The organism is Pseudomonas sp. NFACC51, assembly GCF_900103575.1.
Classification (GTDB): Bacteria; Pseudomonadota; Gammaproteobacteria; order Pseudomonadales; family Pseudomonadaceae; genus Aquipseudomonas; species Aquipseudomonas fluorescens_Q.
Genome location: NZ_FMXH01000023.1, coordinates 37,692 through 51,750 on the forward strand (window position 1 = coordinate 37,692; position 14,059 = coordinate 51,750).

A 14,059-nucleotide genomic window follows, 5' to 3' on the forward strand; every position below is an offset into this window, starting at 1 on the left:
AGGATGCAAGTACTGATACTGTGCCTGTGGCGAGGGGATTCATCCCCGCTGGGCTGCGAAGCAGCCCCAAACAAGCAAATGGGATAGATCTGACCCACCCAGGTGGCAATTAAAGGGGCTGCTGCGCAGCCCAGCGGGGATGAATCCCCTCGCCACAAGTCAGCTACCAGCCTTGTAAGATGCGATCCACACTTTACGGATGACGGTTGCGCACTAAACCCGCAAAATGCAACGATTCCGACAACGCCTGCGGGCGTGGTCGACCAAATTCTTGTGCCAATAGACTGGGCCTGCTGACTTTATGCGAATGCGCCTTATGTTACTGGGCGGCGGAAATGCCCTTGGGCAGGCGCTGATTCGCCTCGGTGCAGAAGAAGACATCGGTTTTCTTGCCCCCCGCCCGCCCGAAGACGGTTGGGATGCCGCGAGCCTGACGCAACTGCTCGACGACACCCGTCCGGACGCCTTGATCAACCTGGCGTACTACTTCGACTGGTTCCAGGCCGAGGCTGTCAGCGAGCAGCGCCTGGCCAGCCAGGAGCGCGCTGTCGAGCGCCTGGCCGAGCTGTGCCAGCATCACAACATCGTCTTGCTGCAACCGTCGAGCTATCGCGTGTTCGATGGCTCCCGCGCCACGGCCTACAGCGAGAAAGACGAGCCCGTGCCCCTGGGCGTGCGCGGCCAGGCGCTGTGGCGGATCGAGCAAAGCGTGCGCGCCACCTGCCCGCAACACGTGCTGCTGCGGTTCGGCTGGCTGCTGGACGACAGTGCCGATGGCATCCTCGGACGTTTCCTGGCCCGGGCCGAACAGCCCGAGGAGTTGCTGCTGGCCGACGACCGCCGCGGTAATCCGACGCCGGTGGACGATGCGGCACGGGTGATCATCTCGGTGCTCAAGCAACTCGATTGCGCGGCGCCGCTGTGGGGCACTTATCATTACGCCGGGCACGAGGCGACTACACCGCTGGCGCTGGGCCAGGCGATCCTCACCGAAGCCCGTGCCCTGCATCCGCTGGCCATCGAGTCGCCCACCCCCCAGGCCCACGCCGCACGGCCGGACGCCGCGGAAGAACCGCAGCACGCGGTGCTGGCCTGCAAGAAAATTCTGCACACTTTCGGGATCAAGCCCCGCGCCTGGCGCGCGGCACTCCCGGGCTTACTGGATAGGTTTTATCGCCATGGCTGAAGGCCCTGTTTTAATCACCGGCGGCGCGGGTTTCATTGGCTCGCACCTGACCGACGCTTTGCTTGCCAAGGGACATTCGGTACGCATTCTCGATGACCTGTCCACCGGCAAGCGCAGCAACCTGCCACTGGACAACCCCGCTGTCGAACTGATCGAAGGCGACGTCGCCGATGCCGCGCTGGTGGCGCGGGTCATGGCCGGTTGCAGCGCCGTCGCGCACCTGGCGGCGGTGGCTTCGGTGCAAGCTTCGGTGGACGATCCGGTGCGCACGCACCAGAGCAACTTCATCGGCACCCTGAATGTCTGCGAGGCCATGCGTCAGTCCGGTGTGAAGCGAGTGCTGTTCGCCTCCAGCGCAGCGGTCTACGGCAACAACGGCGAAGGCGAGTCCATCGACGAAGAGACCCCCAAGGCGCCGCTCACGCCGTATGCCTCGGACAAACTGGCCAGCGAGTTCTACTTCGACTTCTATCGCCGCCAGCACGATCTGGAGCCGGTGGTGTTCCGCTTCTTCAACATCTACGGCCCGCGCCAGGATCCGTCCTCGCCGTATTCCGGGGTCATCAGCATCTTCAGCGAACGGGCACAGAAAGGCCTGCCGATCACCGTGTTCGGTGATGGCGAGCAGACCCGGGATTTTGTCTACGTCGAAGACTTGGTGGACTTGCTGGTGCAGGCCATCGAGAAGCCAGAGGTGGAAGTGGGGGCAGTGAACGTCGGCTGGAACCAGGCCACGACCCTCAAGCAGATGCTCCAGGCCCTGGCCGCCGTGGTGGGTGATCTGCCGCCGATCAGCTACGGCCCGGCGCGCTCCGGCGACATCCGCCATTCCCGGGCCGACAATCGCCGGCTGGGGCAGCGCTTCAGCTTTCCCCAGCAAACGCCGCTGAGTGTGGGGCTGGCGCGGCTGTTGGGCCGCTGAACGAAAAAGGCGCCTTTCGAGGCGCCTTTTTCATGAACTTGCTGGAGTGAACACTGTGGCGAGGGAGCTTGCTCCCGCTGGGCTGCGAAGCAGACCCAAAGTATTTGCGACCGCTTCGCGCTCGAGCGGGAGCAAGCTCCCTCGCCACAGGATGTGTTGTCAGCTGTTCATTGCGTTGCCATTTAGAACTTGTAACCCAACCCCACCATGTAGATCCATGGGTCCACGTCGACATTCACCTTGGCCCGGGTACCGCCGGCCACGGCGTTGTTGTCCACATAGGCGGTGGTGTCGATGTCGATGTAGCGAATCTGGCCGTTGATCATGACGTTGTCGGTCAACATGTAGTCAGCGCCCACTTGCCACGCCATGCCCCAACTGTTGCTCGCGCGGAAATTGCTGAAGCCGTTGGCACTGGCTTCGCTGCCGACGTGTTCGTCGTAGATCCAGGTGTAGTTGATACCGGCGCCGACATAAGGCTGGAACGTCGACTTGGCGTCGAGTGGGTAGTAGACCAGGCTCAGGGTTGGCGGCAGGTGCTTGAGGGTGCCGAGCTTGTTGTTGGCCGCGCCCAGGGCGGTGCCTTTGATTTTCACGTCGTGCTCGAACGGCGAGGCCGCCAGCAGTTCGATCCCCAGGTTGTTGGTGATCATGTAGGCGAAGTTCAAGCCCAACTGCGTATCGCTGCTCATGGTCGCCTTGCCGCCCAGGTCGGCGCCGGCCAGCGGGCCACGGTCGACCTTGACGCTGGAGCTGTCGGCTTCCGGATTGACGGTGATGGCACCGGCGCGAACGATAATATCGCCGGCTGTGTGGGCCTGGGCGAGTGGGGCGGCGAGCGCGAGGGCGGCGAGGGAAGCGCAGAGCAAGGACTTGTTCATGAGGGCTCCAGAGGGCATCGAAATTTGATGTCTCATGGTACGAAGCCGTCTGGTCCGGTCTTTTGACCCAGCTCAATGAGTCAGGGGGTGTTTAATTGACTCAGCTCAATAAAAGCGCTGATGAGAAAATTCGAGGGAACCATCGCGAGCAAGCTCGCTCCCACATCATTCGACCGCATTCTTTCTGAAGAAACACGATCAACTGTGGTGGCGAGCTTGCTCGCGATGGCTATCTCATCAACAACACACCACTACCGGATTCACTCCGGCAGCTCATACACATAAATCTTCTCGGCCTCCATCTGATACCCGGCATCGGCCAGTTCACTGGTGGACGGCTTGACCTGCATCGGCCCCTCGACCCAGTACGGCTGGTACAACTCGTCGAGCTTGACCCCGACTTCACTTTTCACATGCACGATCTGGTTGGACGGCGGTGGCGGCACGTGGATGCAGGCGCCGAAATACGGCACCAGCAAAAAGTCGGTGGTGCGGCCTTCCTCGCTGACTTCCAGCGGCACGATATAGCCCGGCAAACGAATCTGCTGGCCGTCGAGGGCCTTGACCACCGGGGCGTTGGGCAGATCCTGCTTGGCCGCGGGGGCGGATTCGGCGGCCAGGGCGTCGCTCATCTTCGACAAGTCGTGCAGCGGGGTCATGTTCGGCACTTCTGGCGGGGCGTCCGGCGGGATCATTTCCGACCAGGCCAGGTCCCTCGGCTCGGCCGCCCACAGCGGCAGGGCGACCATCATCAACAGCGCAAGCAGGGCGCGGGGCATTTTCAAGGTCCTCATAGACGGATCGACAGGCCGTCGGCCAACGATTGGCGATAGGCGCGCCAGGCCGGCACGCCGCCCATCAGCAGGGCGGCGACCAGGATGCCAGCCAGCAGCGTCCATTCATATTCGCTCGGCCAGCCCAGCGGCAAGTACAAGCCGTAGGCCGATTGCACGTAACCCTGGGCGGCGGCGATGCCGATGTACAGCAAGGCCAGCCCGGCGATGACCCCGGCCAGCGCCAGGGCGAAGGCTTCGAGCACCAGCAGCGTTGCGATGTGCCACGGCCGCGCACCCACCGAGCGCAGGATCGCCATTTCCCGGCGCCGCTCGTTGAGGCTGGTGAGGATCGCCGTAAGCATGCCGATCAAGCCCGTCAGCACCACGAACAGCGAAATCACGAACAAGGCTTTTTCCGCCGTGCCCATCAAGCTCCACAACTCCTGCAGCGCCACGCCGGGCAGGATCGCCAGCAAGGGTTCGCCGCGGAACTCGTTGATCTCGCGCTGCAAGGCAAAGGTGGAGATCTTGTTGTTGAGGCCGAGCATGAACGCGGTGATCGCTTGGGGCGTGAGGTCCATGTTGCGGGCCTGGTCGGCGCTGATGCGGCCATTGCCCTGGGCCGGCACGCCGTTCTTCCAGTCGATGTGGATCGCCTCCATGCCGCCGAGGCTGATGTGCAGCGTGCGGTCCACCGGGGTGCCGGTGCGCTTGAGAATCCCGACCACGGTGAAGGGCTTGTCGTCGTGCTTGACCAGGCTGATCGCCGCCACGCCGTGGGCCAGCACCAGCTTGTCGCCGAGCTTGTAGTGCAGCGCCTCGGCCACTTCGGCACCGAGCACCACTTCGAACGGATCGGTTGCGAAAGCCCGGCCGTCGGCCAGTTCCAAGTGCTGCTGGCGGCCGTACTGGTAATGCTCGAAGTAGGCCTCGGTGGTGCCCATCACCCGATAACCACGGTGGGAATCGCCCAGGGACATGGGGATCGCCCACTTCACTTTCGGGTTACTGGCGAAGTGTTCAAAGCTGTCCCAGCGGATGTTGTTGGTGGCGTTGCCGATGCGAAACACCGAATACAGCAGCAGGTTCACGGAGCCGGAGCGGGCGCCGACGATCAGGTCGGTGCCACTGATGGTGCTGGCGAAACTGGCTCGCGCCTCGGTACGTACCCGCTCCACTGCCAACAACAAACAAACAGAAAGGGCGATGGCAAACGCGGTGAGGATCGCGGTGAAGCGGCGGTTCGCCAGGCTGGCCATGGCTAGACGGAACAAATACATCTCAAACCTCGAGTGGCGTGGCGGCGCGATTGAGATCGGCCAGCGACAGGTTGCGGTCGAACAGCGGCGCCAGGCTCTGGTCGTGGCTGACGAACAACAGGCTCGAGCCGGCCTCGTGGCATTCGGCGAACAGCAGTCGCAGGAAGTTTTCCCGGGCGTCGTAGTCCAGGGCCGAAGTCGGCTCGTCGGCGATCACCAGCTCCGGCTGGCCGATCAGGGCCCGGGCGGCGGCGACCCGTTGCTGTTGGCCGATGGACAGCGAGTCGGCGCGCCGCCCCAACAGGTTCGGATCGGTCAAGCCCAGGTGGGCCAGCAGCGTGGCGGCGGCTTGATCGACACTGCCGTGGCGCTGGATCGCCCGTTGCGCACGCAGCTTGGAAAAGTGACAGGGCAGCTCGACGTTTTCGCGCACCGAGAGAAACGGCAGCAGGTTGAACTGCTGGAAGATATAGCCGGTGTGGTCGACGCGAAAGCGGTCGCGACGGCCTGCGCCCAGTTCGCTGAGTTCCTGGCCAAGCAGGCGGATGCTGCCGCGGTCCGGTGTCTGCACCCCGCCCAGCAGCCCCAGCAAGGTGGTCTTGCCGCTACCGCTCGGGCCCTTGAGAAACAGCGTCTCACCGGCCTCCAGGCGGAACGCCGGGATATCCAGCAACGGCGGATGCCCGGGCCAACTGAAGCCCAGGTCGGAGAGTTCGATGAGTGCTTGGGTCATATGAAACCGGTCAAATTAAAGATCAACTCCTGTGGGAGCGAGCTTGCTCGCGATAGCGGTTTGTCAGGCAGCATCTGTGTTGGATGTGCCGGCCTCATCGCGAGCAAGCTCGCTCCCACATGGGCTTTCGGTGTACTTAGAATTTCAGGACTGGCGCCTTGGCCGTCACTTCCACGCCTTGCTGGCCGCTCGGGCTGATCAGTTGTACCTGAATTTTCTGGGTGGCCGGGAAGGTTTTGAACAGGGTCGCCAGGTCCAGGTTCTTCAGTGCACCCGGGGCGGCGCAGGTGAATTGGTAGTGGGCATGAATCTCACTGTGCTCGCCGTGGTGCTCGTCGCCGTCTTCATCATGGTCTTCGTGGTCCGGTTCATCGCCGAACAATGGGCTTTCCAGTTCCTGTTGGGCCACGGTGCATTTGGCGGCGGCTGGCAGGTTGAACAACGCCAATGGTTTGTCCAACTGCGCGCGTACGGCGGCGACCTTGGCCTTGTCGGCATCGCTGGTGGCGGCATGTTCGAAGCCCACCAGGTTCATCGCCGGGCTTTCCAGTTCCAGCTCCAGGGTCTGGCCGTCCAGGGCGGCGTTCAACCGGCCCACACCGTGTTCATGGGCACCCAGGCTGCCGTGCTCGTGGTCATGATCATGCTCGACCGCCCCATGAGCGACGGCCAATGGCAGCAGGGCGAACGGCAAAGCGAGAAGCAGACGACGCATGACGAGTCTCCGAAAAGGTTATGTAATCTTATAACGAAAGTGCGGAGAGTTTGACCGTCTGCTTGGCGTCGCGCAAGGGCCATGGGAGCATGCGAACATGAAATATTCAGGAGCACGGTGATGTTGCGGATACGCGGAACCGTCGGCGATTGGCCGGTGGACTTGTCGATCGAAATGGATGAGAGCGACTGGGCGCAGCTCGGCGCGCAATTGCAAGTGGCCAAGTGCGAGAGTGTCGCGGCCCCGGCGACCAAACCGGTGGCCAATCCGGTGAGTCAGGACGATGCCCAGTGGCAGATCGCCAAGGAACTGCTGCGCAAGGCCGGGCAATTGAGCGGCCCGGACCTGCTGGAGCAACTCGAAGGCCTGACCGGCAGCGCCTCGGCGGGCAAGCGCCTGTTGGTGCGCTTGCGCCACTGTGCCGAGGTCAAGGTACTGAGCGGCGCCGATACGCCGCTCTACAGTTGGGTGGGAGAAGAAGCGGCAAGCTACAAGCCGCAAGCTTCAAGCTGAAGCAATCTTGCAGCTTGCAGCTTGCCGCTGCCCCCCTAATACAACGCCGCGAACAGCTTGCGACGATAGCTCGTCACCAGCGGATGATCGTTGCCCAGCAGTTCGAACACTTGCAGCAAGGTCTTGTGGGGCAAGCCTTCGCTGTAGCTGCGGTTACGCATGAACAGCTTGAGCAGTGCATCGAGGGCCGCTTCGTACTGCTGGCGCGCCAGTTGCTGGATCGCCAGTTGGTACACCGCTTCATCGTCCTGCGGGTCTTTTGCCAGTCGGGCCTTGAGGTCGGCGGCGTCCGGCAGGTGCTTGGCCAGGCCGAGGAACTGGATTTGCGCCTTGGCGCCGGCGAGCGCGGCTTTGTGCTCGTCGCTTTTTACCGCATCGAGCACGGTCTGCGCTTCGTCCAGCTCGCCGCGTTCAGTCAGGCAACGGGCGTACAGGATCAGCGCCTTGGCGTTGGTGTTGTCTTCACCCAGCAACACCGTGAGCAGGGCTTCAGCGTCGGCGAAACGACCGTCGTCGAACAGCGCCTGGGCTTGTTCGAACGGGTCGGCGGCGGCTGGCGGTGGCATCTGCACGTGGGGTTCGAGCATCGCCCGCACCGCCGATTCCGGCTGGGCCCCGGCAAAGCCATCGACCGGCTGGCCATCCTTGAACAGCACCACGGTGGGCAGGCTGCGGATGCCGAAGCGGGCGACGATGTCTTGCTCGATGTCGCAGTTGACCTTGGCCAGCAGCAGTTCGCCCTGATAGCTCTCGGCAATGGTTTGCAGCATCGGCATCAGGGCCTTGCACGGCGCACACCACTCGGCCCAGAAATCCACCAGCACCGGTTTGTGGAAAGAGTTCGCGATCACCGACTGGTCGAAATCGGCGGTGGTGGCGTCGAAGATGTAGGGCGTTTCCTGAGTCATGGGCAATCTCGTAGAGCGCTTGAATGGGGCAACTATACGGCTTGGTGGGGGGTGGCTGAAAGCGGGGTGGTCTTTCGTCCCGTGGTGTCTGACAGGACGCCATCGCGGGCAAGCCCGCTCCCACAGTTGATCTTCAGTGGGTACAACATTCGCGTTCACTCTAGATCCCGTGTGAGAGCGGGCTTGCTCGCGAAGCTTTTCAGGCGCGCCGCGCGTGATACAGGCTCACATGCCGAAACTCTTCAGGCTCGGCCAGGTCCGGCAAGGTCATGGCCTGGAGCATGTCGATGCGTCGGTACAGCGGATGCTGGAAGTCCCGCACCCGGGAATCGGCCACCAACGCCTCACGGCCACGGCTGAGGAATTGATCGAGCAGCGGCAGGTTGGCCCGGTCGTAGAGCACATCGGCGACCAGGATCAGGTCGAAGCGATCGGCCTCGGCGAAGAAATCCGTTGAATACCCCAGCTCCACGTCATTGAGCGCGGCATTGGCCCGGCACGCGGCAATCGCCAGAGGGTCCAGGTCGCAGGCCACCACCTCCAGCGCTCCAGCCTTGACCGCCGCGATGCCCGCCACGCCGGAACCGGCGCCAAAATCCAATATGCGCTTGCCCTTGACCCACTGCGGCTGTTCGGCCAGGTAGCGCGCCATCGCCAGGCCGCTGGCCCAGCAGAAACTCCAATAGGGTGGCTCGTGGAGAATGCGGCGGGTTTCTTCCGGGCTGAAGGCACGGTCCATGTTGTCGCCGTCGATCAGCCACAACTTCAAGTCGGCGCCGGGTAGCGGGCAGGCCACCAGGCGCGCGTCACCCAGCAATTCACTCAACGCCCGTTGCAGGTCCTGCGGTGCACTCATGGCGCTTTGACGAATTGCAGGGCGCCCAGGGCCTGGGTGGTTGGTTGGCTGATGCGTTGCTCCGGCAGGTGCAGGATCAACTGGCCCGACTGGCTGGCGCGGCCACGCAGTTCCACCCGGGCGCCGACCGGGAAGGCGTCGGGGTTGAAGCGCAGGCGGAAGGGCAGGGCCTGGTTGGTACCGATCAGGCTGGAACTGGCGAGCAATTGCTGCGGACGGTCCTTGTCATCGATCACCAGCAGCGCCAGTTCAACCTCGGCCCCGGCCGGCACGCCTTGCAAGGTGCCGCTCAATTCGCGCTGATACGCCGGCAGCGGCCCTAGCTCGGCCGCTTGGCGGGCTTTTTCCTGGGCCTGTTTCGGCGCTGGCCCCGGGGCGGGAGCCGCAGGCTTGGGTGCGTCGCTGCTGCACGCCATCAGCAGGCTGAAAAGACTGAGCAAAACGAGCGATCGTAGCGGCATGTGTGGCTCCAGCAAGGTGAATTCCATGGATCTGACGGTAAGCCCGTCTGTATACCGTAAACCCTATGGCTTGTCTTGCCAGTGGGATGCGCTACCATGGCCCTCCCTTTTTTTGTTGCCTGCCACCATGCACTGTCCCTTCTGCGGTGCCAACGACACCAAGGTCATCGACTCGCGACTGGTCGCCGAGGGCGAACAAGTCCGCCGCCGCCGCGAATGCCTGGCGTGCGGCGAGCGTTTCACGACGTTCGAGACCGCTGAACTGGTGTTGCCGCGCCTGATCAAAACCGACGGCAGCCGCCAGCCGTTCGACGAAGACAAACTGCGCGCCGGCATGCAGCGCGCCCTGGAAAAACGCCCGGTGAGCGTCGAGCGCCTGGAAGCGGCGCTGGTGCACATCAAGCACAAGCTGCGGGCGACCGGCGAGCGCGAGGTCAAATCCCTGGTAGTCGGTGAGTTGGTGATGGCCGAGTTGCAGAAGCTCGATGAAGTCGCCTACATCCGTTTCGCCTCGGTGTACCGGCGCTTCCAGGACCTGAACGAGTTCCGCGAAGAAATCGACCGCCTGGCTCGCGAACCGGTGAAAGAATGACCGGCTCGGCGCAGCAGGCCGTTCTCGACGCCCATTACATGGCCCGTGCCCTGGAGTTGGCGCGGCGCGGTCACTACACCACCCACCCCAATCCCCGGGTCGGTTGCGTGATCGTGCGTGACGGGCAGATTGTCGGCGAAGGCTGGCATATCCGTGCCGGCGAGCCCCATGCCGAAGTCCATGCCCTGCGCGCCGCTGGCGAACAAGCCCGCGGCGCCACGGCTTACGTGACCCTTGAGCCGTGCAGCCATCACGGGCGTACGCCGCCGTGTGCCGATGCGCTGGTCAACGCCGGCGTGGCGCGGGTGGCGGCGGCGATGCAGGACCCTAACCCGGAAGTCGCTGGGCGTGGCCTGCAACGGCTGGCCCAGGCCGGCATCGCCACCGAAAGTGGCGTGCTGGAGGGTGAAGCGCGCAAGCTCAATGAGGGTTTTCTCAAACGCATGGAGCAGGGGCTGCCGTTCGTGCGGGTCAAGCTCGCCATGAGCCTCGATGGCCGCACCGCCATGGAAAGTGGCGAAAGCCAGTGGATCACCGGCCCGGCTGCACGTTCAGCGGTGCAACGCCTGCGCGCCCAGGCCAGTGTGGTGCTGACCGGCGCCGATACGGTGCTGGCGGACAACGCCCGGCTGACCGTGCGCGCCGATGAACTCGGGCTCGATGCCGAGCAGACGGCGTTGGTCATGAGCCGCCCGCCGCTGCGGGTGTTGGTGGACGGTCGTCTGCGGGTGCCGCTGGATGCCGCGTTTTTCAAGGCCGGTCCGGCGCTGGTCGCTACCTGCATGGCGGTGGAAGAACAATACGCCAACGGTCCCGAATGCATGATCGTGGCAGGCGATGACGGCCAGGTCGATCTGCGTCGGCTGCTGGTGGCGCTGGCTGCCCGGGATGTCAATGAAGTGCTGGTGGAGGCTGGTCCGCGCCTGGCGGGCGCTTTTGCCCGGCAAGGGCTGGTGGACGAGTTCCAGATTTTCATCGCCGGCAAGTTCCTCGGTTCTTCGGCGCGGCCGCTGTTGGACTGGCCGCTGGCGCAGATGAAGGACGCTCCCCAGCTGAAAATCACCGAAATCCGCGCCGTGGGCGATGACTGGCGAGTCATCGCCGTTCCCGTTCCACCGGCCAGCGTATAATTCCCGGCTTTCGCGCAAGCGGCGGCCTGTTCTCGAGGAGGACTCCATGTTTACCGGCATCATCGAATCCATCGGCAGCATCCGTGCACTCACCCCCAAGGGCGGCGATGTGCGGGTCTACGTCGAAACCGGCAAGCTCGACCTGAGCGACGTCAAGCTGGGCGACAGCATCGCGGTGAACGGCGTGTGCCTGACCGCCGTTGAACTGCCAGGCAACGGCTTCCTGGCGGACGTGAGCCGTGAAACCCTCGACTGCACGGCCATGAACGACCTCAAGAGCGGCAGCCCGGTCAACCTGGAAAAAGCCCTGACCCCCACCACTCGCTTGGGCGGGCATCTGGTCAGCGGCCACGTGGACGGCGTCGGCGAAGTGGTCTCGCGCACGGATAACGCCCGGGCCGTGGAGTTTCGCATCCGCGCCCCGAAGGAGCTGGCCAAGTACATCGCTCATAAAGGCTCGATCACCGTCGACGGCACCAGCCTGACGGTCAACGCGGTGGATGGTGCCGAATTCCTGCTGACGATCATTCCCCACACCCTGAGCGAAACCATCATGGCCTCGTACCGGCCAGGTCGCCGGGTCAACCTGGAAGTCGACTTGCTGGCCCGTTACCTGGAGCGCCTGCTGCTCGGTGACAAGGCCGCGGAGCCCGCATCCGGCAGCAACATCACCGAAAGCTTCCTGGCCGCCAACGGCTACCTCAAATCCTGACCCAAGGGGGTGCCGCGTGGCGCTCAATAGCATCGAAGAACTGGTTGAAGACATCCGCCAAGGCAAGATGGTCATCCTCATGGATGACGAAGACCGCGAGAACGAAGGCGACCTGATCATGGCCGCCGAATGCTGCAAGGCCGAGCACATCAACTTCATGGCCAAGCATGCTCGTGGGCTGATCTGCATGCCGATGACCCGCGAGCGCTGCGAGCTGCTGAAGCTGCCGCTGATGGCACCGCGCAACGGTTCGGGCTTCGGCACCAAGTTCACCGTGTCCATCGAGGCTGCCGAGGGCGTGACCACCGGTATTTCCGCGGCTGACCGCGCGCGCACCGTCCAGGCGGCTGCCGCGAAAGACGCCAAGGCCGAAGACATCGTCAGCCCCGGCCACATCTTCCCGCTGATGGCCCAGGCTGGCGGCACCCTGGCCCGCGCCGGCCACACCGAAGCGGCCTGCGACCTGGCGCGCATGGCCGGCTTCGAGCCCAGCGGCGTGATCTGCGAAGTGATGAACGACGACGGCACCATGTCCCGTCGTGCGGAGCTGGAAACCTTCGCCGCCGAACACAACATCAAGATCGGCACCATCGCCGACCTGATCCACTACCGGATGATCCACGAACGTACCGTTCAGCGGATTGCCGAGCAGCCGCTGGACAGCGAACTGGGCCAGTTCAACCTGGTGACCTACCGCGACTCGGTGGAAGGCGACGTGCACATGGCGCTGACCCTGGGCACCGTGTGCGCCGAAGAGCCGACCCTGGTGCGGGTGCACAACATGGACCCATTGCGTGACCTGTTGATGGTCAAGCAACCCGGCCGCTGGAGCCTGCGGGCCGCCATGGCCGCGGTGGCCGAGGCCGGCAGCGGCGTGGTGCTGCTGCTCGGTCACCCGCTCGATGGCGACGTGCTGCTGGCGCACATCCGCGAAACCGCGGATCAAGCCGCCGTGAAAAAACCGACCACCTACAGCATCGTCGGTGCCGGTTCGCAGATCCTTCGGGACCTGGGCGTGCGTAAAATGCGCCTGATGAGCGCACCGATGAAATTTAATGCGATATCCGGTTTCGATCTGGAAGTTGTAGAATACGTGCCCTCCGAATAATGGCCTGCGGATTCCGGCATTATTGTTCACTTAAGGCTTGTTAGATTCATTGTGGCGAGGGAGCTTGCTCCCGCTTGGGTGCGCAGCACCCACAACTGGGCCGCTGCGCAGCACCCACAACTGGGCCGCTGCGCAACACCCACAATAGGGCCGCTGCGCAGCACCCACAATCGGGGCCGCTTCGCAGCCCAGCGGGAGCAAGCTCCCTCGCCACAAAAGCTTGAAATGGACAGCGTGACGGGATCTGCGGGTGCTGTAGATTCGAGACTAATATCACTGAGGAGCGCGTATAGAACGCGCTCCGGCTCTTTAAGAGATCTGACGAATGACCCTGAAGACCATCGAAGGTACCTTCATCGCCCCCAAAGGCCGCTACGCTCTGGTAGTGGGCCGTTTCAACAGTTTCGTGGTCGAGAGCCTGGTTGGCGGTGCGGTCGATGCCCTGGTTCGCCATGGCGTGAGCGAAAGCGACATCACTATCATCCGTGCCCCTGGCGCCTTCGAAATTCCGCTGGTTGCGCAGAAAGTCGCTCAAAAGGGCGAATATGCGGCGATCATCGCCCTGGGCGCGGTCATTCGTGGCGGTACTCCGCACTTCGAATACGTGGCCGGCGAATGCACCAAGGGCTTGGCCCAGGTCTCCATGGAATTCGGCGTGCCAGTCGCTTTCGGCGTACTGACCGTTGACTCCATCGAGCAAGCCATCGAGCGTTCCGGCACCAAGGCCGGTAACAAAGGTGCCGAAGCGGCACTGTCCGCCCTGGAAATGGTCAGCCTGCTGGCGCAGTTGGAGGCCAAGTGATTAGCGACGAAAGCGATCGTTTCAACCCGCGCGATCCAAAGCCTGCGGATGCCGGCAAGCCGTCGAAAAGTGCCAAGCGCCGCGAAGCCCGTCAGCTCGCGACCCAGGCGCTGTATCAATGGCACATGGCCAAGCAATCGCTGAACGAGATCGAAGCGCAGTTTCGGGTCGACAACGATTTCAGTGATGTTGATGGCGCTTACTTCCGCGAGATCCTGCACGGGGTCCCACAGTTCAAGACTGAAATCGACACCGCGCTCACGCCTTGCCTGGACCTGACCATTGAAGAGCTGGATCCGGTTGAACTGGCGGTGCTGCGCCTGTCCACCTGGGAGTTGCTCAAGCGCGTCGACGTACCGTACCGCGTGGTGATCAACGAAGGGATCGAGCTGGCGAAAGTCTTCGGCTCCACCGATGGCCACAAGTTCGTCAACGGTGTGCTCGACAAACTTGCCCCGCGCTTGCGTGAAGCCGAAGTGAAGGCGTTCAAGCGCTGATTGGCGTT

The 14,059-nt window shown here is 63.4% G+C and carries 17 protein-coding genes; 9 read left to right on the forward strand and 8 right to left on the reverse strand.

Translation table 11 applies throughout. The annotated features are described in order from the left end of the window. The first annotated feature begins 301 nt into the window (after window positions 1-301). Window positions 302-1,186, forward strand: coding sequence for a sugar nucleotide-binding protein (locus BLT00_RS29695; RefSeq protein ID WP_053188636.1), 885 nt, complete (start codon window positions 302-304; stop codon window positions 1,184-1,186). Next, on the forward strand, window positions 1,179-2,108 hold the full coding sequence (locus BLT00_RS29700) for an NAD-dependent epimerase/dehydratase family protein (RefSeq protein ID WP_063324158.1): 930 nt from the start codon (window positions 1,179-1,181) through the stop codon (window positions 2,106-2,108). The genes BLT00_RS29695 and BLT00_RS29700 overlap by 8 nt, the downstream gene beginning before the upstream one ends. Before the next feature lie 182 nt (window positions 2,109-2,290). Here BLT00_RS29700 and BLT00_RS29705 read toward each other — a convergent pair whose 3' ends face one another. The 5 genes from BLT00_RS29705 to BLT00_RS29730 all read right to left on the reverse strand — a co-directional run bounded on the left by BLT00_RS29705 (window position 2,291) and on the right by BLT00_RS29730 (window position 6,472). Then, entirely contained in the window at window positions 2,291-2,989 is a 699-nt protein-coding gene (locus tag BLT00_RS29705; protein WP_063324159.1) for an OmpW/AlkL family protein, read from the reverse strand. A gap of 260 nt (window positions 2,990-3,249) precedes the next feature. Further along, window positions 3,250-3,768 (reverse strand): DUF3299 domain-containing protein, encoded by a 519-nt coding sequence (locus tag BLT00_RS29710; RefSeq protein WP_013694320.1) that lies wholly within the window; start codon window positions 3,766-3,768, stop codon window positions 3,250-3,252. A gap of 11 nt (window positions 3,769-3,779) precedes the next feature. After that, on the reverse strand, window positions 3,780-5,045 hold the full coding sequence (locus BLT00_RS29715) for an ABC transporter permease (RefSeq protein WP_092149718.1): 1,266 nt from the start codon (window positions 5,043-5,045) through the stop codon (window positions 3,780-3,782). 1 nt (window position 5,046) lies between these two features. Next, complete coding sequence (locus BLT00_RS29720) at window positions 5,047-5,757, reverse strand: ABC transporter ATP-binding protein (protein ID WP_092149721.1); 711 nt, start codon at window positions 5,755-5,757, stop codon at window positions 5,047-5,049. A 136-nt stretch (window positions 5,758-5,893) separates the two neighbouring features. After that, the gene (locus tag BLT00_RS29730; protein WP_092149727.1) at window positions 5,894-6,472 is read right to left on the reverse strand and encodes a DUF2796 domain-containing protein; all 579 of its coding nucleotides are present in this window, start codon (window positions 6,470-6,472) and stop codon (window positions 5,894-5,896) included. Window positions 6,473-6,592: 120 nt separating this feature from the next. Between BLT00_RS29730 and BLT00_RS29735 the strand changes: the two genes are divergently transcribed. Then, window positions 6,593-6,985 carry a hypothetical protein gene (locus BLT00_RS29735; RefSeq protein WP_063324163.1) on the forward strand — a complete coding sequence of 131 codons (393 nt, stop codon included), beginning with the start codon at window positions 6,593-6,595 and terminating at the stop codon, window positions 6,983-6,985. 35 nt (window positions 6,986-7,020) lie between these two features. On the opposite strand, the gene trxA is transcribed toward BLT00_RS29735, so the two are convergent. The 3 genes from trxA to BLT00_RS29750 form a co-directional block, all read right to left on the reverse strand. Next, window positions 7,021-7,893 carry a thioredoxin gene (gene trxA, locus BLT00_RS29740; RefSeq protein ID WP_072346362.1) on the reverse strand — a complete coding sequence of 291 codons (873 nt, stop codon included), beginning with the start codon at window positions 7,891-7,893 and terminating at the stop codon, window positions 7,021-7,023. Between the two features lie 199 nt (window positions 7,894-8,092). After that, window positions 8,093-8,749 (reverse strand): class I SAM-dependent methyltransferase, encoded by a 657-nt coding sequence (locus BLT00_RS29745; protein ID WP_063324165.1) that lies wholly within the window; start codon window positions 8,747-8,749, stop codon window positions 8,093-8,095. Beyond that, a complete protein-coding gene (locus BLT00_RS29750) occupies window positions 8,746-9,210 on the reverse strand; it encodes a YbaY family lipoprotein (RefSeq protein WP_092149730.1) in 465 nt (154 codons plus the stop codon). Before BLT00_RS29750 ends, BLT00_RS29745 begins: the two co-directional genes overlap by 4 nt. Before the next feature lie 127 nt (window positions 9,211-9,337). Here BLT00_RS29750 and nrdR point away from each other — a divergent pair, with 127 nt between their 5' ends. From nrdR to nusB, 6 genes are all read left to right on the forward strand, one after another. Further along, window positions 9,338-9,802 carry a transcriptional regulator NrdR gene (gene nrdR / locus BLT00_RS29755; protein WP_024778359.1) on the forward strand — a complete coding sequence of 155 codons (465 nt, stop codon included), beginning with the start codon at window positions 9,338-9,340 and terminating at the stop codon, window positions 9,800-9,802. After that, window positions 9,799-10,932 carry a bifunctional diaminohydroxyphosphoribosylaminopyrimidine deaminase/5-amino-6-(5-phosphoribosylamino)uracil reductase RibD gene (gene ribD, locus BLT00_RS29760; protein ID WP_092149733.1) on the forward strand — a complete coding sequence of 378 codons (1,134 nt, stop codon included), beginning with the start codon at window positions 9,799-9,801 and terminating at the stop codon, window positions 10,930-10,932. Before nrdR ends, ribD begins: the two co-directional genes overlap by 4 nt. 46 nt (window positions 10,933-10,978) lie before the next feature. After that, window positions 10,979-11,644 carry a riboflavin synthase gene (locus BLT00_RS29765; RefSeq protein WP_041022468.1) on the forward strand — a complete coding sequence of 222 codons (666 nt, stop codon included), beginning with the start codon at window positions 10,979-10,981 and terminating at the stop codon, window positions 11,642-11,644. A gap of 16 nt (window positions 11,645-11,660) precedes the next feature. After that, a complete protein-coding gene (gene ribBA / locus BLT00_RS29770; protein WP_063324168.1) occupies window positions 11,661-12,752 on the forward strand; it encodes a bifunctional 3,4-dihydroxy-2-butanone-4-phosphate synthase/GTP cyclohydrolase II in 1,092 nt (363 codons plus the stop codon). 325 nt (window positions 12,753-13,077) lie between these two features. Then, window positions 13,078-13,554 (forward strand): 6,7-dimethyl-8-ribityllumazine synthase, encoded by a 477-nt coding sequence (gene ribE, locus BLT00_RS29775; RefSeq protein WP_003206025.1) that lies wholly within the window; start codon window positions 13,078-13,080, stop codon window positions 13,552-13,554. Next, window positions 13,551-14,051: a transcription antitermination factor NusB gene (gene nusB / locus BLT00_RS29780; protein ID WP_057713127.1), complete on the forward strand. Its 501-nt coding sequence runs from the start codon at window positions 13,551-13,553 to the stop codon at window positions 14,049-14,051. The genes ribE and nusB overlap by 4 nt, the downstream gene beginning before the upstream one ends. The last annotated feature ends 8 nt before the right edge of the window (window positions 14,052-14,059 follow it).